The following is a 17,108-nucleotide window of genomic DNA, read 5'->3' as shown; positions in this document are numbered from 1 at the left end:
CCGTCATCGCCGCACCTCCCGCCTGAGCCGACGCACGTTGAACCACATCACCGGGATCACCAGCAGCAGCAGGAACACCGCGATGGCGCTGGCGATGCCCGGCTGGTCCTCGGAGAAGCCCTTGCGGTACAGCTCCAGGGCGAGCACGTTCGCGTCGTCCTGCGAGGAGCCGGGGGCGATGATGAAGACCAGGTCGAAGACCTTCAGCACGTTGATCATCAGGGTGACGGCGACGACCGCGAGGACCGGTGCCAGGAGCGGGACGGTGACTCTGCGGAACACCTGCCACTCGTTGGCGCCGTCCACCCGGGCCGCTTCGAGCAGTTCCCGCGGAATCCCCGCGAGGCCGGCCGCGATCAGCACCATCGCGAAGCCCGCCCACATCCAGATGTACGAGCCGATGATCGCCGGCGTGACCAGCGACGGGCCGAGCCAGTCCAGGCCGTTGTACGCCTCCTTGAAGTTGCTCGCGGGCAGCCGGAGCAGGGCGCCGTCGGCCTTGGCCGGAAGCGTGAAGGTGCCGTCGTCGGCCGCCTTCGTCGAGGCCACCACCTTGCCGTCCTTCACCGCCTCGATCCTCATTCCGGCGTAGCCCAGTTCGGACGGGTCGGGCGCGCCGAGGGTGCCGACGCCCTTGCCGCGGGTGAAGTCCTGCCAGGCGGTCCCGGTGATCTCACCTTGTTCGGGCCGCGCCTTCGCCGCCTTCTCCGCGCTGCCGGGCATCTGGTCGGGGGCGACGCCGACCAGCGGAAGGGCGACCGGGACGCCCGTGCGGACCGGGGTCCTGGTGACGAAGCCGCCGTCTTCCGCTCGCAGCGGCGAGTCGCGGCCCGGGTGGGCCTTCGGGAACGCCGACGACTCGGCGAACGTGTCGTGGACGCCCACCCACACCGCGTTGGCGACGCCCTTGTCCGGGTCCTGGTCGTAGACCAGCCGGAAGATGATGCCGGCGGCGAGCATCGAGATCGCCATCGGCATGAAGACGACCAGCTTGAACGCGGTGCCCCAGCGCACCCGTTCGGTCAGCACCGCGAAGATCAGACCGAGCACGGTCGCGACCGTCGGCGCGAACACCACCCAGATCACGTTGTTCTTCAGGGCGGTACGGATGCCGTCGTCCGTGAAGAGGGCCTTGTAGTTGTCGACGCCGGCGAAGCCGTCGCCGGACTGGTCGTAGAAACTGCGCACGACCGAGTACCCGATCGGGTAGACCACGAGTGCGCCGAGCAGCACCAGGGCGGGCAGCAGGAACAGCGCGGCCACGGTCCTTCGGGTGCCGGTCACACTCTTGCGCGAGCGAGGAGGGGCGGGGGCCCCGGGAGCCCCCGCCGCCGCGGGCGTCGCCATCTCCGCGTCAGTTCCCGTACGCCGCTGCCGCGTCCGACTCCAGTTTCGCCTGGATGCCGGCCACGTCCGTCGGGTTCTTCAGGAAGTCCTGGAGGTCCTTCCACTCGCCCTTGCCGGGGGTGCCGCCGAAGGCCTGCGGGGCCTGGTCGGACATGTCGAAGCGGAAGTCGTCGCCGGCCGCGACCAGCGCCTTGGCGATCGTCTGCTGGACCTCGTTCGGGTACACGGAGACGTCGACGTTCTTGTTCGGCGAGAGATAGCCGCCGAGCTTCGCCTGGATCTCCGCCGCGTCCGGCGAGGCCAGGAAGGTCGCCAGCGCCTGCGCGCCCTTGGAGTCCTTCAGGATGACGGCCGCGTCACCGCCGGAGACCACCGGCGCGGTGTCGCCGACCTTCGGGAACGGGAACACCTTGGCGTCCGTGCCGACCTTCGACTTGGTGTCGGCGATGTTGACCTGCACGAAGTCGCCCTCGTAGACCATGGCCGCCTTCGGCTGCTCGCCGCCGGTGAAGGTCTGGGTCACCGAGGCCGGGAACTCGGTCTGGAGCGCGCCGCTCGCGCCGCCCGCCACCCAGTCCTTCTTGCCCCAGACCTGGGCCAGGGTGGTCAGGGCCTCCTTCACGGAGGGGTCCGTCCACTTGATCTTGTGCTGGGCGAGCTGGTCGTACTTCTCCGGGCCCGCCTGGGAGAGGTAGACGTTCTCGAACCAGTCGGTGAGGGTCCAGCCGTCGGCGCCGCCGATCGAGAACGGGGTGACGCCGGAGTCGTACACCGTCTGCGCGGTGGTCAGCAGGTCCTTCCACGTCGCGGGGTCGGAGGCGCCCGCGTTCTCGAAGACCTTGGCGTTGTACCAGATCAGCGACTTGTTGGCGGCCTTGTAGTAGACGCCGTACTGCTTGTCGCCCACCTTCCCGATGTCCTGCCAGCCCTGCGAGTAGTTCTTCGCGAGCTCCGCCTGGGCCTCGGCGCCCAGCGGTTTGGCCCAGCCCTTGTCGGCGGCCTGCTTGATGGCGCCGGGCTGCGGCAGCATCGCCACGTCCGGCGGTGAGCCGCCCGCGATCTTCGAGCCGAGGAAGTTGATGATCGGGTCCTGGGCGGGCACGAAGGTGATCTTCGCGCCGGTGCGTTTCTCGAACTCGGCGAGGACCTTCTTGAAGTTCGCCTGTTCGGTGCCGGTCCATACGGCGGCCACTTCGAGCGTGGTGCCGTCGAGCTTGGGGAGGGTGAGGGTGCCGCCGGATTCCTTGCTTCCGGTGCTGCTGTCGCTTCCGCCGCTCTTGTCGTCGTCGCTGCCGCACGCCGTGAGCGAGAGCGCGAGCGCTCCCGCCAGGAGCGTGGCGGCCGCCTTCACGGTTCTGCGTGTCCCGATGGTGTTGCTCGTGCTGCGCATCACTGCCCCGTTCTTCGTCCTCGTCGACTCGTGAACGTTCGAGCGCTGTCCCGTGAGCACTGGTCTACGCCGGGTGCCTGGGCTCGGCAAGGGCGCCTGTGCTGTCAAGCGGGGGATCGTGACCGCGTCGTGATCGCAAGGTGCGCGATTGTCGATGCGAGACCGGTGCGCGTTGCCCGGCCCGGGCGTCGACCAGGGGCCACCGCCCCCGGTCGCCTGCTCGGGCCCCGCTCGGGCCGGCTTCGGCTCTGAAGGGCCTCGTCCTCACGCGCCCCCGGCGGGTGCGCCCCCGGACGGACTGAGTTGCCGCGCGGCTCGCTCCAGGGCGCTGGCCAGCAGGGCCAGGTCCGTCGGGCCGTTGCCGAGTTCCCGTACCGGGCGACGGGCCGGGGGGTCGCCCATGCGCTGCCACTCCAGGGGGACGACCGTGGGGCGCAGTGTCGCCGTGCGGGGGATGCGGCCCGTGACGCGGCCGCCCTGGAAGGGGGTGAGGCGGCCGTCCGCGCCCTTGAGACGGCCGCGGCCCGGCGCCGGTTCGTCCGTGCCGGAACCCGGCGGGTCCAGAGTGATCCGAACGGTGGACAGCCGGGCCGGTTCCGACTCCGCCGTACGGCCGCCGGGGCCTGCCGCGCCCACCAGGTGCACGCCGAGCCGCTCGCCCTCGCGGGCCACCGCCTCCAGCGCGCGCATGACCGAGCCGGCGGCCGGCCGGCCCGGGGAGCCGAGGGCGGGTGAGACGAGCGCGTCCAGGTCGTCGACGACCACCACCAGACGGGGCAGCGGGGGCGCCGCCTCGGCCCGCTGCCGGGCGGCCGCTCCCGGGCGCAGCCGCAGGGTGGCGCTGGGCGGGGCCTCGATGTCGGCGGCGCCGCCGGAGCCGCCGCCGAGCCCGGCTGCCGGGGACGGGGCGTTCGGGGTGCGTTGCGGGACGATACGGCCGGACACCGCGCGCTGCGTGTGCCACTCCGCGAAGCCGGAACGGCCCAGCAGTTCGGACCGCCGCTTCAGCTCGGCGCTCAGCGACTGCGCGAACTCCCGCATGCGGACCGGGTCGTTGGCGGTGAGGTGGGTGGTGACATGCGGTACGTCCGTACAGATCCGCAGGCCGTCGCCGTGACCGCCGCCGCCCTTGCCGACGGTGTCGCGGCCGTCCAGCAGGATGATGCCCAGCCGGTCCGGCCGCTCGGCGGCGGCCAGCGAGGCCACGACCGCCCGCAGCAGTTCCGTACGCCCGCTGCCGGTCGGGCCCTCGATCAGCAGGTGCGGGCCCTCGGCGACCAGGTCCACGCCGACCGGGCCGCGCGGCCCCGCGCCGAGCACGGCCCACGCCCGTCCGCCGAGCGCCTCGGCGTCGTCCGCCGCGTCCGCCCAGCGGGCCATCAGCGAGGCGGGCGTGGCCCGGGCGAGCCCGAGCTTGTCCAGGAGCCGGGCCGACTGGGGCAGCGGAGCCGACACCCGCGTGTGCCGCTCACCGCCGCCGCCCGCGCCGTCCGGGCGCAGCGGCGCGAGGGCCCGCGCGAAGCGTTCGGCCCAGGCGAGGGAGACCGCGTCCACCGCGCCGACCGTGCCGGGTCCCACCGGGCCGGGCCGCTCCGTCTCCGCCCCGGCCGGCGCGACCCGCAGCAGCCGCAGCGCCGTCGCCACGTCCCCGCTGAGCAGCGCGACGGCTCCGCACGCGCGGAAGGTGGGCGCCGCCGCACAGGCCGCTTCGTAGGTCTCGGTCACCGGAGAGGAAGGGGAGGCGGCCGGCGTCTCGGCCAGACAGACGACGTGTATCCCGGCGCGCGGTCCGGCGACCGCCAGCCGGGCCACCGCCTCGCGCAGGTCGGCGCCGCCGGGATCGCCGTCCACGACGACCACCGTGTACGGGCCGGGGAAGTCGCCGTCGCCCGACTCGTCCGGCACGGCCCAGGAGGGGCGGCGGCCGGCGTTGCGGGGCGCGGGTACCTGGGCCGGTCCCGTACCGCTCGAGCCGCCCGCGCTGTCGGCCAGGTGGTCCTCCAGGCGGCGCAGCAGCTCGTCGGCGCGGGCCGTGGCCTGGTCGCGGTCGTAGGCGAGCAGGAGACGGCAGTCCTGGCCGTGCCCGGGGCGCAGCTGCGGCAGCCAGCCCAGCCAGGACCACTCGGCGACGCGCTCCTCCTCGGAACGCGCGCGGTCCGTGCTGATCAGGACGATTTCCAGGGTGTCGGGGGAGTGCAGCGCGGCGAGCTGGGCCAGTACCGCGCGCGCCAGCCCGGACAGTCGCGGGCGCGGCCCGGCCAGACCGAGCGCGCCGACCTCGCGCAGCCCCGTCGTCACCGGTACGGCGGGCAGCAGGCCCGAGCCGTCGGGCGCCGGCCGGTCGGCGGTGCCGAGCCGCACGGTGAGCGCCTCCGGATGCCCCGGGCCGCGTTCCCACAGCCGGGGGCCCGGGCCCAGCGCCGTCAGCAGCAGCGCCGCCGGGTCCGGCCAGGTCTCGGGTACGGGGGACGCGGCGGCCGACGGGTACGACTGCGCTCCGGCCGCCTCCTCCTCGTAGGTCCCGGGGGCGTCCGTGTCCTGCGCGTCGCCGCGACCGCCGGCCAGCCGGCGCGCCCACGCGGAGAGACCTCCGCGTTTCCGCACGCCCGGGGGCACGTCGGTGCCGCGCAGCGGGGTGCCTTTGCGGCGGGCGGCCGCGCGGGGATCGGCTTCGGGGGCGTCGTCGTAGGAGGGCGCGGGCGGGGAAGCGGACGGAGGGCCGGACGGGGCGGCGGGGTCGGGCGCGGAGGCGGCGGGGCGCTGCGGGGCGCCCGCGTCCTCCGGCGCGCCGTGCGGTCCACGGACGTCGTCGTACGTCCCGGTGAACGAGCCGAGGCCCGAGTGGCCGGCGTGGGTGGCCGAGGAGCCTTCACCCGCTCCGGACACGCCGCCGGAGGGAACCGCTCCGGGCTGGTTGCGGCGCACGGGGTCACCTGTGCGTGCCTCGCCGACGCGCCGGCTCTCGATGCGCGGCGCCGTGCCCTGGCCGGGCACCACCGCAGGCGCCGAGTGGGTCTCCCCGGCGCCGCGTGTCTGCCCGCCCCGGCCCTCCGGCGAGCCGTTCCAGTCCACCGTGCCGTAGGCGTGGCCGGTCGGGCCCGAGGGGCCTTCCCGGTCGCCCGCGCCGTCGCCCGCCGCACGCGCGTGTGCCGCGCCCGTGACCGGGCCGGGGCGGTCGCCGGACGGGCCGCCGTCCGGCGCCGGGTCCGGGCCCGCGCAGGGCACCCGGACGTGGCCCTCGCCGTCCGGAGTGGTCGCCGCCCGTGGACCGGGGCCGCCGGGCGGGGCCAGGCGCAGGGCCGACTCGCCGACGCGCAGAAGGGCGCCGGGGGTGAGGCGGACGGGACGGGCCTGTACCCGGGCGCCGTCCAGGGTGGTGCCGTTGGTGGAGCCGAGGTCGGCGACCGTGACCCGGCCCTCGGGGGAGAGCGTCACCGCGCAGTGCAGGCGCGAGACGTCCGGGTCGTCGAGGGGTACGTCGGCGTCGGCGGAGCGGCCCACGCGGACCTGGCCGCCGTGCAGCAGATGGACCCCGCCCGCGTCGGGCCCGGCCACCACGTGCAGACGGGCCGGGGCCTCGTCGACCTCGGGGTGCGGCTCGGGGTCGGCCGGGGCGCCCAGGGACAGCACGGCGCCGTCTATCAGCGGCGGCTCGCCGAGCGTGCAGCGCTGGGTGTCGAGCCGCTCCACGCCCGCGTAGAGCACGACCGCGGCCGCGGAGGAGGCCGATGGGGCGCCCTCCCCGGAGACCGCGGCGGCCAGCGCGGACGCCACCGCGGCCAGCGCCGTGCCGGCGGGCGCCGTGACCAGCACGTCGCAGCTCGCGGTGCGGGCCCGCGCCTGAGGTCCCCCGGCGCGAGCGGAGCCCGGCGCGGGGAAGGGCGGGCCCGTCGGGTCTACGACGGTCAGCCGGATCTGCATCGCCGTCAGCGGTCCCTTCTGCACGGGCGCGGACTTCCCCCCACCCCACACGAGCACAGCGGCCAGTACTGAAGGCATCCTCGCACCTGTCACTGACAACGCGCCCCATACCCGGGGACAAGTGATCTTGATTGGTCGGCTCTGCCCGCAAAAGTGCCTGACAAGTGCGTCACCGGCGATCAGTTGAGATCGGTCACGTCCGGCCCCGGCAACCAGAAAGACCGGGTCGAGCGTCTTTCCTTCGGATAAGGACGACGGCCCGGTGTCCGCACTGCGGCACTACAGTGGGTCGGAACACGGACAGGACAGGCAAGCAAGCAGCAGGGAGCGCGTGACGTGCGGCCAGTCGGCAGCAAGTACCTGCTCGAGGAGCCGCTCGGACGCGGCGCCACGGGCACCGTCTGGCGAGCCCGCCAGCGCGAGACCGCGGGCGCCGAGGCGGCCGTGGCCGGCCAGCCCGGGGAGACCGTCGCGATCAAGGTCCTCAAGGAGGAGCTCGCGAACGACCCCGATGTCGTGATGCGCTTTTTGCGCGAGCGGTCGGTGCTGCTGCGCCTGACCCACCCGAACATCGTCCGGGTCCGTGACCTGGTCGTCGAGGGCGATCTGCTGGCGCTGGTCATGGACCTCGTCGACGGCCCCGACCTGCACCGCTACCTGCGCGAGAACGGCCCCTTCACGCCCGTCGCCGCCGCCCTGCTCACCGCCCAGGTCGCCGACGCGCTCGCCGCCAGCCACGCCGACGGCGTGGTGCACCGCGACCTGAAGCCGGCCAACGTCCTGTTGATGCAGAACGGCGGGCAGATGCACCCGCTGCTCACCGACTTCGGCATCGCGCGCCTCGCCGACTCCCCGGGCCTGACCCGGACCAGCGAGTTCGTCGGCACGCCCGCGTACGTCGCGCCGGAGTCCGCCGAGGGCCGCCCGCAGACCTCGGCCGTGGACATCTACGGCGCCGGCATCCTGCTGTACGAGCTGGTCACCGGGCGTCCGCCGTTCTCCGGCGGCTCCGCCCTGGAGGTCCTCCACCAGCACCTGAACGCCGAGCCGCGCCGCCCGTCCACGGTCCCGGACCCGCTGTGGACGGTCATCGAGCGCTGCCTGCGCAAGAACCCCGACGACCGGCCGAGCGCCGAGAACCTCGCGCGCGGGCTGCGCATCGTCGCCGAGGGCATCGGGGTGCACGCGAACTCGATGCAGATCGCCGCCGCCGACGGCGTCGGCCACCTGCTCACGCCCGACCCGGCGCCCGCGACCGTGCCGGGCGGCGCCTACGACCCGAACGCCGCGACCAGTGTCCTGCCGCACACCAGCGGTCCCGCGGGCGCCGCCGACCCCACCGCCGTGCTGCCGCACACCAGCGGTCCCGCGGGCGCCGCCGACCCCACCGCCGTGCTGCCGCACACCAGCGGTCCGGCGGGCGCCGCCGATCCGACGGCCGTCCTGCCGCCGGTGCCGCCGCACCAGCCGGGACAGCAGGGCCAGCAGGGCCAGGAGCCGCATCCCTGGCAGTCCCAGATGCGGGCCGCCCGCGACCGCAACGAGCCGACGCAGGTCCAGCAGTACCTCGACCCCGGCGACGACCCGCTGCGCCGCCGCCCCCAGCGGCAGGTCTCCCGCCAGCAGCAGCCGCAGCAGCCGTATCCGCAGCAGAACCAGCAGCAACAGCGGCCTCAGCAGCAGCAACGACCTCAGCAGCGCCAGCAGCAGCCCCCCGGTTACGGGTACCAGGGGCAGCCGCAGCAGCAGTACGCGCCGCAGCACCAGCAGCCGCAACAGCAGCCCCAGCGGTACGCGCCGCAGCCTCAGCAGCAGCCGAGGCAGCGGCCCGAGCCGGAACCCCGTCAGCCGCGCGAGCCGAGACAGCGCAGTGCCAACCCGATGAAGATCCCCGGGCTCGGCTGCCTGAAGGGCTGCCTGTTCACGATCGTCATCCTGTTCGTGGCCGGATGGCTGATCTGGGAGCTGAGCCCGCTCCAGGGCTGGATCGGCACCGGCAAGAACTACTGGCAGCTGATCAGCGGCTGGTTCAACGACGTCACCGGCTGGATCGGCGACCTGGCCGACTCGGGCGGCGGCGGCACGGGCGGCGCCGGCAACTGAGGCACCGGCGACCGGCACGGACTCCGGTCCTGACCGCGAGTTTGTGTACTTGTCGACATCCGACGGGTGATTTCCGTCTCCGCGGTGAAGGTTGGCTCCTCGGACGCGTACTTTGATGGGCAACACGCGTCTGTAGGAGCAGCCTTGGCACGGAAGATCGGCAGCCGGTACACCGCCCACCAGATCCTGGGACGGGGCAGCGCCGGCACGGTGTGGCTGGGCGAGGGACCGGACGGACCCGTCGCCGTAAAGCTGCTGCGCGAGGACCTCGCCTCCGACGAGGAGCTCGTGGGCCGCTTCGTGCAGGAGCGCACGGCACTGCTCGGCCTGGAGCACCCGCACGTGGTGTCCGTACGGGACCTGGTGGTCGACGGCAACGACCTGGCCCTGGTCATGGACCTCGTCCGCGGCACGGACCTGCGTACCCGCCTCGAGAGGGACCGGCGGCTCGCGCCCGAGGCCGCCGTGGCGATCGTCGCGGACATCGCCGAGGGACTGGCCGCCGCGCACGCGGCCGGGATCGTGCACCGGGACGTGAAGCCCGAGAACATCCTGCTCGACATGCAGGGCCCGCTCGGCCCCGGCGGCTCGCACCGCGCGCTGCTGACCGACTTCGGCGTCGCGAAACTGATCGACACCCCCAAACGGACCCGCGCCACGAAGATCATCGGCACGCCGGACTACCTGGCGCCGGAGATCGTGGAGGGCCTGCCGCCGCGCGCCTCGGTGGACATCTACGCCCTGGCGACCGTGCTGTACGAGCTCCTCGCGGGCTTCACACCGTTCGGCGGCGGCCACCCCGGCGCGGTGCTGCGCCGTCACGTCACCGAGTCCGTCGCCCCGCTCCCCGGCATCACGGACGAGCTGTGGCAGCTCCTCGTGCAGTGCCTGGCGAAGGCGCCGGCGTCCCGGCTGCGGGCGTCCGAGCTGGCGGCACGGCTGCGGGAGCAGCTGCCGACGCTGGCCGGGATGCCGCCGCTGGACGTCGACGAGCCGGACCCGGAGCAGGAGGAAGGGGAGGGCGAGCCGGCCGAGACCGCGCCCTCCGCGTCCTCTCCCTCTGCTCCCTCCGGACGGGTACGGCGCGGGTCGGTCCCGCTGGTGCCCGGCGCCAAGCCGGACTCCAACCGGGACACCCACACGTCGATGCGGGTGCCCGCGCCGGACGAGCTGGCGGGCGGGGCGCACGGCACGGCACGGGTACCGAGGGCGGCCGGCGCGCCGCGCCCCGGCTCGGCACGGAACCGTTCCGCCACCCGGCGGCGCCGGATCACGCTGGGTGTGGCGGCGGTGGCGCTGGTCGCCGCGGCGGGCATCGGCACCTGGGCGGCCACCTCCGGCGACGACGCGGGGGCGACTCCGCAGGACACGAAGAACTCGACGCCGGCGTCCCCCTGACCCTGGCGGCTGCCGCCCCCGGACCCCCGCTTCGGCCCTGAAGGGGCCTCGTCCTCGACCGCCGGACGGGCCGGAATGTCCTGACCGGGGCTCGGCAGCCGAGGCCGGACGGGCTCGGATGCCGGGTCCGTTAGGCTGGAGGCGTGGCAGTCGTCGATGTATCCGAAGAGCTCAAGTCCCTCTCCTCGACCATGGAGTCGATCGAGGCCGTTCTGGACCTCGACAAGCTGAGGGCAGATATCGCCGTGCTCGAGGAGCAGGCGGCCGCGCCGTCCCTGTGGGACAACCCGGACGAGGCGCAGAAGATCACCAGCAAGCTGTCCCACCTCCAGGCCGAGGTCAGGAAGGCGGACGCGCTGCGCAGCCGGATCGACGATCTCTCCGTGCTGTTCGAGATGGCCCAGGAGGAGGACGACCCGGACACCCTCGCCGAGGCCGAGTCCGAGCTCACCTCCGTCAAGAAGGCGCTGGACGAGATGGAGGTCCGTACGCTGCTCAGCGGCGAGTACGACTCCCGCGAGGCACTCGTGAACATCCGTGCCGAGGCCGGTGGCGTCGACGCCGCCGACTTCGCGGAGAAGCTCCAGCGGATGTACCTGCGGTGGGCGGAGCAACACGGCTACAAGACCGAGATCTACGAGACGTCGTACGCCGAAGAGGCCGGCATCAAGTCGACCACCTTCGCCGTGCAGATCCCGTACGCCTACGGCACCCTCTCCGTGGAGCAGGGCACGCACCGGCTCGTGCGCATCTCCCCCTTCGACAACCAGGGGCGTCGGCAGACCTCCTTCGCGGGTGTCGAGATCCTTCCCGTGGTGGAGACCACCGACCACATCGAGATCGACGAGTCCGAGCTGCGGGTCGACGTCTACCGGTCCTCCGGTCCCGGCGGCCAGGGCGTGAACACCACCGACTCCGCGGTGCGCCTCACCCACCTCCCCACCGGCATCGTCGTCTCCTGCCAGAACGAGCGGTCGCAGATCCAGAACAAGGCGTCCGCGATGAACGTCCTCCAGGCCAAGCTGCTCGACCGGCGCCGGCAGGAGGAGCAGGCCAAGATGGACGCGCTCAAGGGCGACGGCGGCAACTCCTGGGGCAACCAGATGCGTTCGTACGTCCTGCACCCGTACCAGATGGTCAAGGACCTGCGCACCGAGTTCGAGGTCGGTAACCCCGAGGCCGTGTTCAACGGTGAGATCGACGGGTTCCTGGAAGCCGGAATTCGCTGGCGCAAGCAGCAAGAGAAGTAACTTTGTCGACAAGGCAACCGCCCCTGAATCAGGGGCGGTTGCTTTTTACATCACATTCACAGCACCAACGACACGCAAAGCGCCCCGACTTGGACATTGCGTACGCAACGACCTTGACGATGCTTTGAAAAGTGGGGAAGGTGCAGTGTGGCATGCGTATCTCTGGGGCGCATGTGAACCGGGGGCTTCGGCTACATCTCAGCTACCTCCGTCGATCACGGCCCCGGACGCGGCCTCATCGACGATTCAGCTACTGGGGGTAGCAGCTATATGACCAAGAAGACGCGGATCCGTTTCGCGCGCATAGCCGCCGGCGCCATGATCGCCGCGGGCGCTTCGCTGACGGTCGCCGGCGTCGCCTCGGCCGACGATGACGCGCTTGTCGACACGAGCACGATCGTCCCCATGGACGGCGAGGACGACTGCACCATCATCGTCACCCCGGAGTGCGAGACCGGCGGCACGGAGAACGGCGGGAGCGAGAACGGCGGCACGGAGACCGGCGGGACCGAGACCGGCGGCACGGAGACCGGCGGGACCGAGACCGGCGGCACGGAGACCGGCGGGACCGAGACCGGTGGGACCGAGACCGGCGGCACGGAGACCGGTGGGACCGAGACCGGTGGCTCCACCACCACGGGCGGTTCCACCACGACCGGTGGCTCCACCACCACGGGCGGTTCGACCACCACGGGCGGCTCCACCACCACCGGCGGTTCCACCACGACCGGTGGCTCCACCACCACGGGCGGCTCCACCACCGGTGGCAGCTCGACCTCCGGCGGCGGCTCGACCACCGGCGGTGACGACTCCACCGGCGGTTCGAGCAGCACCGGCGGTTCCGGCACCACCGGCGGCGGCTCCACCGCGGGCGGTACCGACACCGACGGCACCTCCACCCAGGAGGAGGGCAGCTCCGCGCTGACCGACACCTCGGACGCCGCCGCCGACACCAGCGCGCAGGGTGGTGGCAAGGAGCTCGCCGAGACCGGTGCGGGCCAGACCACGTTCCTGATCATCGGTGCCGCCACGATGATCGCCGGCGGCATCGGCTTCCGTGTGCTGCCGCGCCTCGCGGCGGGCCGCGGCGGAGCCGCTGCCTGACGGTAGGTAGTCGCACCCGTACGTGACGTACGCGCGAAGGGGCCCGGAGTGATCAGCTCCGGGCCCCTTGACGTGCGTATCCGGGGGTTACGCGGTCTGGTGCGCCAGCAGCGCCAGCGCCGCCACCAGCACCGCGAGCAGCGCGATCAGCGCCATCGGGTTCAGCCCCGCGAAGAAGTTGTCCTGTTGCTGCATCCGCTCGCGGTTCGCGCGGCACACCGGGCACCGGCCCTCGCTCACGGGCGCGGCGCAGTTAGCGCACACCAGCCGGTCGTACGTCATGCGCTCGCCCTCCTTGCACCGGTTCCATGTACACAACGCCTCGGGGAACGGGAACGTTCCCCCTCCACTGTGCCAGGTTCCTCCGGAGGGTGCGCGGCCCACCCGGAGAGCGGTGGGTGTACAAAGTCCCGCACAAAAAGGCACAAGCCCCACTCAACCCCTCCTGATGCCTGCGCCGCCCTCCCCGGTTCGCGTATGGTCACGCTCATCTACCCCCGGCGACCCGTGGTGCACCCGTGATCCGATTCGACAACGTCTCCAAGGTCTACCCCAAGCAGACCCGCCCCGCACTCAGGGATGTCTCCCTCGAGGTCGAGAAGGGCGAGTTCGTGTTCCTCGTGGGATCCTCCGGCTCCGGCAAGTCCACCTTCCTGCGGCTGGTCCTCCGCGAGGAGCGCACCAGCCACGGTCAGGTGCACGTCCTGGGCAAGGATCTCGCACGCCTCTCCAACTGGAAGGTGCCGCAGATGCGCCGCCAGCTGGGGACGGTCTTCCAGGACTTCCGGCTGCTGCCGAACAAGACGGTGGCGGAGAACGTCGCCTTCGCGCAGGAGGTCATCGGCAAGTCGAAGGGCGAGATCCGCAAATCCGTGCCGCAGGTGCTCGACCTCGTCGGGCTCGGCGGCAAGGAGGACCGGATGCCCGGTGAGCTCTCCGGTGGTGAGCAGCAGCGCGTCGCCATCGCGCGGGCCTTCGTGAACCGGCCCAAGCTGCTGATCGCGGACGAGCCCACCGGCAACCTCGACCCGCAGACCTCCGTCGGCATCATGAAGCTGCTCGACCGGATCAACCGGACGGGCACGACCGTGCTGATGGCCACGCACGACCAGAACATCGTGGACCAGATGCGCAAGCGCGTCATCGAGCTGGAGCAGGGCCGTCTCGTCCGCGACCAGGCGCGCGGCGTCTACGGCTACCAGCACTGACCGCTCCCGCCATCGCCCCCGCTCTCGCGGACGTCCCCGGAAAGGCCTGAACAACTCGCCATGCGCGCCCAGTTCGTACTGTCGGAGATCGGTGTCGGTCTCCGCCGCAACCTGACGATGACCTTCGCCGTCGTCGTCTCCGTCGCCCTGTCCCTGGCGCTCTTCGGCGGGTCGCTGCTGATGAGTGACCAGGTCAGCACGATGAAGGGCTACTGGTACGACAAGGTCAACGTCTCGGTGTTCCTCTGCAACAAGAGCGACGCCGAGTCCGACCCGAACTGCGCCAAGGGCGCGGTCACCGCGGACCAGAAGAAGCAGATCAAGTCCGACCTCGACAAGATGGGGGTCGTCGAGAAGGTGACGTACGAGTCGCAGGACGACGCGTACAAGCACTACAAGGAGCAGTTCGGCGACTCCCCGCTGGCCAGCTCCCTCACGCCGGACCAGATGCAGGAGTCGTACCGCATCAAGCTGAAGGACCCGGAGAAGTACCAGGTCATCGCGACCGCCTTCGACGGGCGGGACGGCGTGCAGTCCGTGCAGGACCAGAAGGGCATCCTGGACAACCTCTTCGGGCTGCTCAACGGCATGAACTGGGCGGCGCGGGCGGTCATGGCGCTGATGCTCGTCGTGGCGCTGATGCTGATCGTCAACACCGTGCGCGTCTCGGCCTTCAGCCGACGGCGTGAGACGGGGATCATGCGGCTCGTCGGTGCCTCCGGCTTCTACATCCAGGCGCCGTTCATCGCCGAGGCCGCGGTCGCCGGGCTGATCGGCGGCACGGTCGCCTGCGGATTCCTGGTGATCGCCCGGTACTTCATCATCGACAACGGCCTGGCCCTGTCCGAGAAGCTGAATCTGATCAACTTCATCGGCTGGGACGCCGTGCTGACGAAGCTTCCGCTCATCCTCGCCACGAGCCTGCTGATGCCCGCGCTGGCCGCGTTCTTCGCGCTGCGCAAGTACCTGAAGGTGTGACGCACGCCCCGAGGGTCGTACGGTCAACCGACCGTACGGCCCTTCGCGTTCCCCTAGACTCACCGCCATGTCAGGCCGTGACCTGTTCTGTCAGCCCCGCCGTTTCGGCCGCGGGGCCGTCCTGACATTGGTGTTCGCGAGCGTGCTGGTCGCCGGCGCCGCCACCGGATCCCTGCCGGGTGACCCCGGAGAGGGCGGGCGCAGCGCCTCGGGCGCCGCCCCCTCCCCGGCCCCCGTCGGCCACTCCGAGGACGTGACGCGGGCCGCCGAGGAGGCCGCCGCGGACGGCAAGTCCCCGATGGAGGCCGCCGAGCGCGCCGTCAGCCGCAGCGGGGACCGCTGGGCTGCCGTCTACTCCGAGGGCGAGTACGCGGAGTTCGAGGCGTCCCTCGACGGCCGGTACACCGGCGTCGGCCTGGAGGCGCGAGGTGACCGGGACGGCCGGATCGAGGTGACCAAGGTGCAGTCGGGATCGCCCGCGGCCGCCGCCGGGATCCGCGCGGGCGACCGGCTGCGCAGCGTCGACGGACGGTCCGTCGAAGGCCTCCCGGTCACCGACGTCGTCTCCTTACTGCGCGGTGACGCCACGGGCGCGAGCGCCGGCAGCACCGTCCGTCTCGGCCTGGAGCGCGGCACGCGCGCGTGGACCGAGACCCTGCGCCGGGCGCTCCTGTCCACGGACTCCGTCACCGTCCACCGGCTTTCCGACGACACCACCGTCATCACCGTCGCCGCGTTCACCAAGGGGGTCGGTGACAGCGTGCGCAGCGCCGTCCGCCGGACCCCGGCCGGTGCCGGGATCGTGCTCGATCTGCGCGGCAACTCCGGCGGCCTGGTCACCGAGGCCGTCTCCACCGCCTCCGCCTTCCTCGACGGCGGCCTCGTCGCCACCTACGACGTCGACGGCGACCAGCGCGCCCTGCACGCCGAGGGCGGCGGCGACACCACCAGCCCCCTGGTCGCACTTGTCGACGGCGGCACGATGAGCGCCGCCGAGCTGCTCACCGGCGCCCTCCAGGACCGTGGCCGCGCGGTCGTCGTGGGCTCCCGCACCTTCGGCAAGGGCTCGGTCCAGATGCCGAGCCGGCTGCCCGACGGCTCCGTCGCCGAGCTGACCGTCGGGCACTACCGCACCCCCTCCGGTCACGGTGTCGACGGCCGGGGCATCACTCCCGACCTGGAGGCGGACGACGGGGCGCTGGAGCGGGCCGAGACCGTGCTGAGCGGCCTCGGGGACGTGTCCTGAGCGACCGCCGCGTAATCGGCTTTCCCTCAGTGGGCCTCCGGGTGCGAAACTGGCTGCACTATGAGCAAGGGAATGTACGTACCGAAGGAGTCCCAGCCGAAGCAGGGCGGGGCGGCCGCGTCCGGCAAGGTCAAGGACGGCAAGCGCAAGATCGTCGCGCAGAACAAGAAGGCCCGGCACGACTACGCGATCATCGACGTCTACGAGGCCGGTCTCGTCCTCACCGGCACCGAGGTGAAGTCGCTGCGCGAGGGGCGCGCCTCGCTGACCGACGCCTTCGTCCAGATCGAGGGGAACGAGGCGTGGCTGCACGCCGCGCACATCCCCGAGTACTTCCAGGGCAGCTGGACCAACCACTCCGCGCGCCGCAAGCGCAAGCTGCTGCTGCACCGCGAGGAGATCGACAAGCTGGCGGTGAAGTCCGAGGAGACGGGGCACACGATCGTGGCCCTCGCCGTCTACTTCAAGGACGGCCGGGCGAAGGCCGAGATCGCGCTGGCGCGCGGCAAGAAGGAGTACGACAAGCGGCAGACCCTGCGCGAGCAGCAGGACCGCCGGGAGACGGACCGGGTGATCGCGGCGGAGAAGCGCAAGCAGCGGCACGCGTAGCCACCACACGCGTAGCCGCCGCACACGGGTCGCCGGGAATACAGTGGCATCGTCGTGCGTTGGTCACGTACGATGGCACCTGTGCCTCACAGCAGGCACGAACCCTCTTCGGAGGGATTGAAAAATCAACATGGGGATGATCGGTTTCGACAGCGACTGTTGAAGCAGGGGAAGCGTGTCGAGGAAGCGGCAATGATCTCGTAAACCATATGTCGCAAAAAATAATCGCCAATACCAAGAGCGATTCCCAGTCCTACGCCCTCGCTGCCTAATAAGCAGTGAGTGTAGGACCCATAATGGGTGTCAGCCCGGAAGTGTTCCCGATCCGGATCCTGGCATAATCTAGGGGACTAAACCATCGAGCCCGGTCACGGGGTTCGATGGGAAATCAAACAGTGACTGGGCCCGTCGGCGACTTGTTCGCGTGATCACCGGGGCCGAGAAAATCACAGCGAACTGCACACGGAGAAGCCCTGATTCTGCACCGTTGGACGCGGGTTCGATTCCCGCCATCTCCACTCATCCCATGTGAACAAGAACCCCGTCGCTTCCGA

Annotated in this window: 12 protein-coding genes and 1 other RNA gene; 9 read left to right on the top strand and 4 right to left on the bottom strand. The window is 71.8% G+C overall.

The genetic code is table 11. The features are described from left to right. Positions 1-3: 3 nt before the first annotated feature. The 3 genes from G9272_RS18475 to G9272_RS18465 all read right to left on the bottom strand — a co-directional run bounded on the left by G9272_RS18475 (position 4) and on the right by G9272_RS18465 (position 6,658). Positions 4-1,347, bottom strand: coding sequence for a carbohydrate ABC transporter permease (locus tag G9272_RS18475; protein ID WP_171397607.1), 1,344 nt, complete (start codon positions 1,345-1,347; stop codon positions 4-6). Between the two features lie 7 nt (positions 1,348-1,354). After that, positions 1,355-2,737, bottom strand: a complete 1,383-nt coding sequence (locus G9272_RS18470; RefSeq protein WP_171397606.1) for an ABC transporter substrate-binding protein — start codon at positions 2,735-2,737, stop codon at positions 1,355-1,357. Positions 2,738-3,001: 264 nt separating this feature from the next. Then, positions 3,002-6,658: an FHA domain-containing protein gene (locus tag G9272_RS18465; RefSeq protein WP_171402052.1), complete on the bottom strand. Its 3,657-nt coding sequence runs from the start codon at positions 6,656-6,658 to the stop codon at positions 3,002-3,004. Between the two features lie 336 nt (positions 6,659-6,994). Between G9272_RS18465 and G9272_RS18460 the strand changes: the two genes are divergently transcribed. The 4 genes from G9272_RS18460 (at position 6,995) to G9272_RS18445 (ending at position 12,513) form a co-directional block, all read left to right on the top strand. Then, a complete protein-coding gene (locus tag G9272_RS18460; protein WP_171397605.1) occupies positions 6,995-8,761 on the top strand; it encodes a serine/threonine-protein kinase in 1,767 nt (588 codons plus the stop codon). Positions 8,762-8,905: 144 nt separating this feature from the next. Next, on the top strand, positions 8,906-10,159 hold the full coding sequence (locus G9272_RS18455) for a serine/threonine-protein kinase (protein ID WP_171397604.1): 1,254 nt from the start codon (positions 8,906-8,908) through the stop codon (positions 10,157-10,159). Positions 10,160-10,302: 143 nt separating this feature from the next. Beyond that, complete coding sequence (prfB, locus tag G9272_RS18450) at positions 10,303-11,409, top strand: peptide chain release factor 2 (RefSeq protein ID WP_054240261.1); 1,107 nt, start codon at positions 10,303-10,305, stop codon at positions 11,407-11,409. Positions 11,410-11,679: 270 nt separating this feature from the next. Beyond that, positions 11,680-12,513, top strand: a complete 834-nt coding sequence (locus tag G9272_RS18445) for a hypothetical protein (RefSeq protein WP_171397603.1) — start codon at positions 11,680-11,682, stop codon at positions 12,511-12,513. Between the two features lie 87 nt (positions 12,514-12,600). On the opposite strand, the gene G9272_RS18440 is transcribed toward G9272_RS18445, so the two are convergent. Continuing rightward, positions 12,601-12,795, bottom strand: a complete 195-nt coding sequence (locus G9272_RS18440; RefSeq protein WP_062647958.1) for a hypothetical protein — start codon at positions 12,793-12,795, stop codon at positions 12,601-12,603. Positions 12,796-13,031: 236 nt separating this feature from the next. Here G9272_RS18440 and ftsE point away from each other — a divergent pair, with 236 nt between their 5' ends. The 5 genes from ftsE to ssrA all read left to right on the top strand — a co-directional run bounded on the left by ftsE (position 13,032) and on the right by ssrA (position 17,075). Beyond that, complete coding sequence (gene ftsE, locus G9272_RS18435) at positions 13,032-13,721, top strand: cell division ATP-binding protein FtsE (protein ID WP_020132390.1); 690 nt, start codon at positions 13,032-13,034, stop codon at positions 13,719-13,721. 60 nt (positions 13,722-13,781) lie between these two features. Beyond that, the gene (gene ftsX, locus G9272_RS18430) at positions 13,782-14,699 is read left to right on the top strand and encodes a permease-like cell division protein FtsX (protein WP_020132391.1); all 918 of its coding nucleotides are present in this window, start codon (positions 13,782-13,784) and stop codon (positions 14,697-14,699) included. A 67-nt stretch (positions 14,700-14,766) separates the two neighbouring features. Beyond that, entirely contained in the window at positions 14,767-15,945 is a 1,179-nt protein-coding gene (locus G9272_RS18425) for a S41 family peptidase (RefSeq protein WP_171397602.1), read from the top strand. Between the two features lie 72 nt (positions 15,946-16,017). After that, positions 16,018-16,554: an SsrA-binding protein SmpB gene (smpB, locus tag G9272_RS18420; RefSeq protein ID WP_253267850.1), complete on the top strand. Its 537-nt coding sequence runs from the start codon at positions 16,018-16,020 to the stop codon at positions 16,552-16,554. 132 nt (positions 16,555-16,686) lie between these two features. Then, positions 16,687-17,075, top strand: a transfer-messenger RNA (tmRNA) gene (ssrA, locus tag G9272_RS18415). Positions 17,076-17,108 lie beyond the last annotated feature (33 nt).

It is taken from the genome of Streptomyces asoensis, assembly GCF_013085465.1.
GTDB classification, from domain to species: domain Bacteria; phylum Actinomycetota; class Actinomycetes; order Streptomycetales; family Streptomycetaceae; genus Streptomyces; species Streptomyces cacaoi_A.
Note: the sequence above shows the minus strand (reverse complement) of the source record. Positions and strands in the feature narration are given on the sequence as shown.